Source organism: Streptomyces sp. NRRL B-24085 (genome assembly GCF_001282115.1).
Classification (GTDB): Bacteria; Actinomycetota; Actinomycetes; order Streptomycetales; family Streptomycetaceae; genus Streptomyces.
Genome location: NZ_LJBR01000183.1, coordinates 1 through 8,042, shown reverse-complemented (window position 1 = coordinate 8,042; position 8,042 = coordinate 1). Strand labels below are relative to the sequence as shown.

Annotated in this window: 6 protein-coding genes; 3 read left to right on the top strand and 3 right to left on the bottom strand. The window is 71.4% G+C overall.

Translation table 11 applies throughout. From position 1 onward, the window contains the following. Both AOJ26_RS20895 and AOJ26_RS20890 read right to left on the bottom strand, forming a co-directional pair. Positions 1 to 1,096: sigma-70 family RNA polymerase sigma factor (locus AOJ26_RS20895; protein ID WP_159044342.1), on the bottom strand; the 1,096-nt coding region annotated here is incomplete at its 3' end. 259 nt (positions 1,097 to 1,355) lie between these two features. Then, positions 1,356 to 2,138: a TetR/AcrR family transcriptional regulator gene (locus AOJ26_RS20890; RefSeq protein WP_053849855.1), complete on the bottom strand. Its 783-nt coding sequence runs from the start codon at positions 2,136 to 2,138 to the stop codon at positions 1,356 to 1,358. 374 nt (positions 2,139 to 2,512) lie between these two features. On the opposite strand from AOJ26_RS20890, the gene AOJ26_RS20885 reads away from it, so the two are divergent. Continuing rightward, positions 2,513 to 3,892 carry an NAD(P)/FAD-dependent oxidoreductase gene (locus AOJ26_RS20885; RefSeq protein ID WP_053849854.1) on the top strand — a complete coding sequence of 460 codons (1,380 nt, stop codon included), beginning with the start codon at positions 2,513 to 2,515 and terminating at the stop codon, positions 3,890 to 3,892. A 221-nt stretch (positions 3,893 to 4,113) separates the two neighbouring features. Beyond that, positions 4,114 to 5,751 (top strand): SpoIIE family protein phosphatase, encoded by a 1,638-nt coding sequence (locus AOJ26_RS20880; RefSeq protein WP_053849853.1) that lies wholly within the window; start codon positions 4,114 to 4,116, stop codon positions 5,749 to 5,751. Positions 5,752 to 5,827: 76 nt separating this feature from the next. Here AOJ26_RS20880 and AOJ26_RS20875 read toward each other — a convergent pair whose 3' ends face one another. Beyond that, entirely contained in the window at positions 5,828 to 7,084 is a 1,257-nt protein-coding gene (locus AOJ26_RS20875) for an MFS transporter (RefSeq protein ID WP_053849852.1), read from the bottom strand. 134 nt (positions 7,085 to 7,218) lie between these two features. Between AOJ26_RS20875 and AOJ26_RS20870 the strand changes: the two genes are divergently transcribed. Then, positions 7,219 to 7,767: a MarR family winged helix-turn-helix transcriptional regulator gene (locus AOJ26_RS20870; protein ID WP_053849851.1), complete on the top strand. Its 549-nt coding sequence runs from the start codon at positions 7,219 to 7,221 to the stop codon at positions 7,765 to 7,767. The last annotated feature ends 275 nt before the right edge of the window (positions 7,768 to 8,042 follow it).

The window sequence follows — 8,042 nt, the reverse complement described above, 5'->3', positions numbered from 1 at the left end:
CTCCCGAGGAGCCCCCGCTCGCCGCGGCGGCCGCGCCCGCGGCACCGGCCGCTCCCGCCCCGGCGCCGCCCGCGACGAGCCCGGCGGCCTTGGCGTACCCGGCGGCCCCGAACCAGCCGATGACCGCGACCGGTACGACGGCCGGGATGCCGCCGGCGACTTCCTTGATCTGGCCCGCGGCCAGCCGGCACTTGGCGCACTCCTCCAGGTGCTTGCGCAGGCCGCGTTCGGCGCGGGTGCGCAGACCGCCCCGGGCGTAGGCGCCGAGCCGGTCGGCGTAGCGGGCGCACTCCTCGTCGTCGGCGAGGGCCGCGCTGACATGGGCCTGGAGGTAGGCCTGCTTGAGGCCCTCGCGGGCGCGGCTGGCGAGCACGCGCGTGCCGTTGGCGTCGAGCCCGAAGAGGGTGGCGACCTCGCTGGGCGACTCGTCCTCGACCTCGGTGTGCCACAGCACGGCCTGCCAGCGCTCGGGCAGCGACCGGAACGCCTGCATGGCCATGGACTGCTCGGCCACCTGCATCGCGCGCACGTCGGCGCCCAGGTCGAGGGTGTCGTCGTCGGAGACCTCGTGGGTGCGCGCGGCCTGGGCGGCGAACACCGCGAAGTCGTCGACGAGCTGCTCCCGCTTCGCCGACTTCGTCCAGCCGGCGGCGACGCGGCGGACGGTGGTGAGCAGGTAGGCGCGTACGGCGTGCTCGGGGCCGTGGCCGCCGCGCACCGCCTGGAGCATGCGCGCGAAGACCTCGGCGGTGAGGTCGTCCGCGGTGTGGCCGTCGCGGCAGCAGGTGCGGGCATAGCGGCGCACCGCGTGCGCGTGCCGGCGGTAGAGCGCCTCGTAGGCCGTGTCGTCGCCGGAGCGCATCCGCTCGATCAGGTCGGCGTCGGACGGGGGCATCTGCCGGGGCGGCGGCAGGACGCCACCGTCCTCGCGACGGTCGCGCTGCGCCGGAACACCGCCCTCGACCGGTTCGCCGCCCTGGGCCGGGATGCCGCCCTGCGGGATGCCCGCGCGGCCGCCCTGGCCCGGCACCTGCGGGGTGCCCCCGGCTTCCCCGTCGCCCTCACCGAGGGGTTCGTTCCGCCCGTCAACGCTCATCGCGGAATGCCCCCGCCGCCGGCCCAACCAGTCCCGAACACCGGGTCAGAGTGCCATATTGGCTTTTGGTCAGTGCCCCGCGGTACGGGGCATCCACTCATCCGTGGGGGTTTCCCGCACGGCAGTACTGAACATCACCCGGATGGGGAAGAGTCAACTGTCACGGGCGGTGCGGCAGTCGGCCCGGGCACCCGGAAGACGCCGAAACGTGCCGGGGTGCGGACGTCAGCCGCCCGCACCCCGCTGTCACCCTTTCGAGTTACGCCGGCCGGGATCGCAGCCCCTCCAGCAGGATGTCGAGCAACCGCGCCGAGGCCGCCGCCTGCTGCGCCGCGTCCGGCAGCGAGGGCGCCGCGGTCGCGATCACCAGCAGGACATCCGACACCGACACGTCGGTCCGCAGCTCACCGGCGGCCCGCGCCCGGTCCACGAGCTGGCCCACGACCTCCAGCAGGGCCGCCGCCCCGGCGTCGTCGTCGGCGGAGACCTGCGGGGCCTCCTCCGGCACCAGCCGCAGCTCGCCGCCGCCCGGAGTGGTCCGCTGCTGCGGCACCCGCGTCCCGTCGTAGCCGTCGGACACCTCGTCGGCGACGCCGACCCGCAGCACCTGCGGCGGCAGCAGCCGCCCGGCACCGGACGCGACCGACGTGCGCAGGAAGCGCGACAGCGCCGACCACGGCTCGTCCTCCTGGCCGAGCGCCGCCCGTGCCTGGTCGGTCAGCCGGGAGGTCTCCTCCTCGGCTATCCGCCGGACCAGGACGTCCTTGCTCGGGAAGCGCCGGTACACCGTGCCGACACCGACCCGGGCGCGCCGCGCCACGTCCTCCATCGGCGCGCCGTAGCCCAGCTCGCCGAAGACCTCGCGCGCCGCGCGCAGTACGTGTTCCAGGTTGCGCTGTGCGTCCACGCGCAGCGGGGCCGAACGCGATCCGTCCCGTCCGTTGCCCGCCGTGCTCATCGCCGAGCCCATCGCGCCGCCCAGCGCACCGCCACCGGGTGCGATGGCTGACGCGGTGGACCAATGAGTGTCCTGAATATGCATGAATGTTCCCCCGGTAATGACGTCTCCCCCCGGAGACTCTCCCCGCCATCGAAAGCCGGAGCGTACGGAACAAGCCCGTTTCACGAGTCCGCCCGTCGCGGACCCGGAGCGCATCCCCCTACACCCCGTCGACACACGAACATAGTTGAGTGGGGGTCAATTCAGAAGGGGCAGGTTCCGCACGGAGCGCCCCCCGATCGGAGTACGGGTGACATTCGCCCCGATTGCACCCCCTGCGCCCGCCCGGCGCACACCGGTTGACCTGCGAACCTTCCGCGCTCCCGGACGATTCGGCCAACCCGGCGCGCCGACGACTTCCAGTCACACAAATTGTCGAGGCTGTGGACAAACTCAAGCGACGGGTGCGTCATGGGATGGTGAAGGAACGTGCGCGCATTCTGGTTGTCGGCGGTGGCTACGTCGGGATGTACACGGCTCTGCGTCTTCAGCGGAAGCTGAAACGGGAACTCGACCGGGGTGACGTCGAGATCACCGTCGTCACCCCCGACCCGTACATGACCTATCAGCCGTTCCTGCCCGAGGCGGCCGCCGGTTCCATCTCCCCGCGCCACGTCGTCGTACCGCTGCGCCGCGTCCTCGACCGCTGCCGCGTCCTCGTCGGCGAGGCCACCGCGATCGACCACGCCAAGCGCACGGCCTTCGTCACCACCCTCGCCACCGAGGAGGAGCGCACCGGCGGCGAGCAGCTCTCCTACGACGAACTCGTCCTCGCCCCGGGCTCGATCGCGCGCACCCTGCCGATCCCCGGGCTCGCCGACCACGGCATCGGGTTCAAGACGGTCGAGGAGGCCATCGGCCTGCGCAACCACGTCATCGAACAGATGGACATCGCCTCCTCCACCCGCGACCCCGCGATCCGCGACGCGGCCCTCACCTTCGTCTTCGTCGGCGGCGGCTACGCGGGCGTGGAGGCGCTCGGCGAGCTGGAGGACATGGCCCGTTACACCGCGCGCTACTACCACAACGTCCGTCCCGAGGACATGAAGTGGATCCTGGTCGAGGCCTCCGACCGCATCCTCCCCGAGGTCGGCGAGGACATGGGCCGCTACACGGTCAGCGAACTGCGCCGCCGCAACATCGACGTACGGCTGAACACCCGCCTGGAGTCGTGCGTGGACCGCGTCGCCGTCCTCAGCGACGGCAACCGCTTCCCCACCCGTACGGTCGTGTGGACCGCCGGCGTGAAACCCAGCCCGCTGCTCGCCGCCACCGACCTCCCGCTCAACGAGCGAGGTCGGCTGAAATGCACCCCCCAGCTCACCGTGGAGGGCACCACGCACGCGTGGGCGGCCGGAGACGCTGCCGCCGTCCCCGACGTCACCGCCGAGGAGCCCGGCAGGGAGACGGCACCCAACGCCCAGCACGCGGTACGCCAGGCGAAGGTCCTCGGCGACAACATCGCGCACGCGCTGCGCGGCGAGCCCCTGGAGACGTACTCCCACAAGTACGTCGGCTCGGTGGCCTCACTGGGCCTGCACAAAGGTGTCGCGTTCGTCTACGGACGCAAACTGAAGGGCTACCCTGCCTGGTTCATGCACCGCGTCTACCACCTCAGCAGGGTCCCCACCTTCAACCGCAAGGCCCGGGTCCTGGCCGAATGGACCCTGTCGGGGCTCTTCAAGAGGGAGATCGTCTCCCTGGGTTCACTCGAACACCCCCGAGCGGAGTTCGAACTCGCGGCCGGTGGAAAGCATCCTCACGACCCGACGAACGACCCGAAGGGGTCGTCCTGACCGGACCGAGGAACTCCACGGACCGCCCCGGCGTCTGACGGATGTCGATCCGGTCGGTCACCCTGCCAGACTGGTGCCCGACTTCGGACGGGCAGCCGCCCGCCCCTCGAACCCAGAGGTTTTCCCACCGTGCTGCACCCCCGGGCTGCCGTCCCCAGCCCCCCGGCCGGGCCCGGAGCCGGCCCGAAGACGCCGAAGACGACGACACGAGGCAAGGATTCGTGAACTTCACGCGCTGGAGCGCCCGCCTCCCCGGAACGCAGCGCCGCGCCGCAGCGCGGACCGACGACCTGGTCACCGAGGACCGCCTGAGCGAGGGAGCCGTCCCCGCGGCCCGCGCCGAACAGCTGACCGTGCCGGTCCCCGCCGTCGAAGAACTCCCCGTCCGCGAAGTCCTCGACCGTGTCCCCGCCCTCGTCGCCCTCGTCCACGGCCCCGACCACCGCCTCGCCTACGTCAACGACGCCTACGTGGTCGCCTTCGGCCTGCGCGCCACGGGCGAACCGGCACGCGAAGCCCTCCCGGAGCTCCACGAGATCGGCCTCCTCCCGCTCCTCGACCAGGTCCTGCGCAGCGGCAGACCGCGCACGGTCAAGTCCCGCAAGGCCCCCGACGGCCGCTCCTACACCTTCACCTGCACCCCGGTGACGGAGGCGAACGGCGGGGCGGGCGGGGTCCTGGTGTTCGCGACCGACGTCACCGACCACGCCGAGGCCGCCGAACGCCTCAGAGCCAGCGAGCGCCGCCAGCGCGAGACCGCCGTCACCCTCCAGCGCAGCCTGCTCCCGCAGGAACTCGAGGAACCCGACGACCTGCGCATCGCCGCCACCTACCACCCCGGCGGCACGGAGGCCGCGGTCGGCGGCGACTGGTACGACGTCATCACCCTCGGCGGCGGCCGCACGGCCCTGGTCATCGGCGACGTCATGGGCCGCGGGGTACGCGCGGCGGCGGTCATGGGCCAACTCCGCACCGCGGTCAGGGCCTACGCCCGCCTGGACCTCCCGCCGCACGAGATCCTCCAGCTGCTGGACGGCCTCGCCATGGAGATCGACGCCAACCAGATCGCCACCTGCGTGTACGCCATCCACGACCCGAACGAGGGCAAGCTGGTCTACGCCTCGGCCGGCCACCTGCCCATCCTGGTCCGCGACGAGAGCGGTGTCGTCCTGCGCGCCGACGAACCCACCGGCCCGCCGCTCGGCACCGGCGGCTGGATGCACGCCTCGGGCTCCATCGCGCTCGGCCCCGGCTCCACGGCCGTCCTCTACACCGACGGTCTGGTCGAACGCCGCAACGAGGACCTCGACGAGGGCATCGCGGCCCTCGAACGCGCCCTGGCCGGCGCCACCGGCACCCCCCAGGTGATCTGCGACCGCCTGGTCCGCTCGGCCGGCGTCACCGCCGAGCACGACGACGACGTGGCCGTCATGGTCCTCCAGCACCCGGCGCACACGGGCCCCGACAGCGAGCTCTTCCGCAACGCCGCGCTGGAGCTGCTCGGCGGTGTCGAGGCGGCCCCACGCGCGCGTGCGTTCGCCTCCGGTGTGCTGACCAGTTGGCGGTTCCCTGTCGAGTTGCACGACCTGGGCGTGCTGGCGGTGAGCGAACTGGTCGCCAATTCGTTGCAGCACGGGACGCCGCCCATGCGGCTTCGGCTCCGCCGCACCGACCGGCGGCTGATCGTCGAGGTGACGGATGGGGACGACCACCTGCCCCGGCGCCGCAGGGCGGAGCCGGGGGACGAGTCCGGTCGCGGGATCGCCATCGTGGCGACCATCGCGTCGAACTGGGGGTCGCGGCGGACGCCGGGGGGCGGGAAGGCGGTCTGGTGCGAGTTCGTGCTGCCCAAGGGGTAGCGGCCTGAGGTAGCGGGGCGGCTGCGGGCGCGTGGGGGCTTGTCGCGCAGTTCCCCGCGCCCCTGAGGAGTTGCAGCTAGGCGGCCAGAGACTTCGCCGTTGATCCACCCTGTGCCACCACACGGCTCTTCCGCAGCGACGGCTGGTTCTGCTCCGGTGTCAGCTGCCTGCCCAGGCGCAGCGCGAGGTACGTGATGCCCAGCGAGAACAGCAGGAACGTCACGATGTACGGCGCGTGCAGTGACGCTCCCAGCGGGCCGCCCACCGCCGGACCGACCGCCAGGGCGAGCTGCTTCACCAGGGCGAAGGCGGAGTTGTACTGGCCCGCCATCCCCTCCGGCGCCAGATCGGCCACCAGCGGGGCCACGGTCGGCGACAGCATCGCCTCCCCCAGTCCGAAGAGCGCGTACGTCGACACGAAGGCGGCCGTGGCCATCTCCTGGCTGCCGTGGCCGAGACCCGCATAGCCCGCGGTGAGCCACGCCACGGCCCAGATGAGCCCGACCAGCGCGATCACCCGGGACCGCCTCCGCCGCTCGACGAACCGCAGAACGGCGAACTGCGCGACCACGATCATCGCGGTGTTGGCGGCCAGTGCCGTGCCCAGGGCGGAGGTGGAGATACCGGCGGCCTCGACTCCGTACGCGCTCAGGCCCGACTCGAACTGTCCGTAGCAGGCGAAGAACAGCACGAAGCCCAGGACGCACAGCTGCACCATGGCCCGGTTGCCGAGCAACTGCTTCCAGCTGCCCCGGGCGGACTGGCTCGGCGCGCCCTCGATACGCGGGGCGTGCGGCAGCCGCAGGGTCGTCATCACGACCACCAGCAGCAGGAACATCGCCGCCTCGATCGCGAACAGCAGAGTGAAGGACGCCGTGCTCGACGTGTCGACGAGGTGCCCGCCGATGAGCCCGCCGACACCCAGACCGAGGTTCTGCAGGAAGAACTGCGTCGCGAAGGCCCGGGACCGCGTCTCCGACGCGGAGCAGTCCACGATCATCGTGGCCAGCGCCGGCTGCATCACGGCCTGACCGGCGCCGAGCGCGGCCGCCGACAGCAGCACGGTGGGGGCGTGGCCCGCGAGCCCGAGGCTCAGCGACCCGACCGCGGCCATGACCAGAGCGGTGAGCAGCACCGGCAACGGGCCCCGCCGGACGATGGCCCGCCCGGCGAACGGCAGCACGATCAGTGCCGCCACCGCGAAGACGGCCAGGACCAGCCCCGCCGTCATGGCTCCAAGGCCCCGCACCTGCGCCACGTAGACATACAGATACGGGACGGTGAAACCGAGCCCGAACGCGCTGAGTGCGTTGCCCACGTGGATCCGACGCATCGCTGCGCCCCTCGCCCTGGTCACGTTCACCTCTCTCACTAGTTAGGAGTGAAGACTTCAAAGCTAAAGTTCGAAGCTAAAGAGTACATACTGAAGGACTTCAAGGCAAAGGAGGCGCGTGCCATACTGCGCCCATGGCCGAGACCCCTGGCATGCCCGAGCCGACGCTCGAAGAGCAGATCGCCGCGTACCAGCGCGAGTTCCAGGATCTCGACCCCCAGGTCGAGCAGATCGTCTCGGCGCTCTCCCGCCTGAACCGCCGTATGAACGTCGCCTACAGCCGTCAGACCGCCGACCTAGGGATCAGCAACACCGAGTGGGAGGTCCTCAAGGCACTCGTGCTCTCCGGGGCCCCCTATCGGATGGGCCCCAGCGATCTCGCCAAGCGGCTCGGCCTCACGCCGGCCGCGATGACCCACCGGATCGACCGCATGCTCGCCGAGGGGCTGGTGACCCGGGAGCGGGACGAGTCCAACCGGGTCCGCGTGATCGTGGAGCTGACCGCCGAGGGCCGGGAGAAGTGGCTGGAGGCGATGCGCCTCGCCACGGTCTTCGAGGAGGACCTGCTCCAGGACCTGTCCCCGGAGGAGCGCAACACCCTCGGGGACGTCCTCACCCGGCTCCTGCGTAGGGTGGAGCACGCACAGCCGGACGCCGGCGGGCGACTCAGCGACCTCGACTGAAAAGATCTTGACAGAGGGTGCTTGACACGCCCTTGGTGGATCCGTAGAGTTCTTCGGGTTGCCGCGGGGCCGTAACGGTTCTTCGGTGGCACCTCCGCCGCGACAGCGGCCACTCAAACCATCAGAACGATCTCCCAGCCGGGATGAATTCCGCGTGCCGGAATTCAATTCGATTTGGGTGCGGCTCCTCGATTTGGGACCGCAGCGAGAGTCCGCTAAGGTTTGAGACGTCGGAACGGCCCAACGGCCGGGAAGGCAAGCCCCTCTGACTGGGA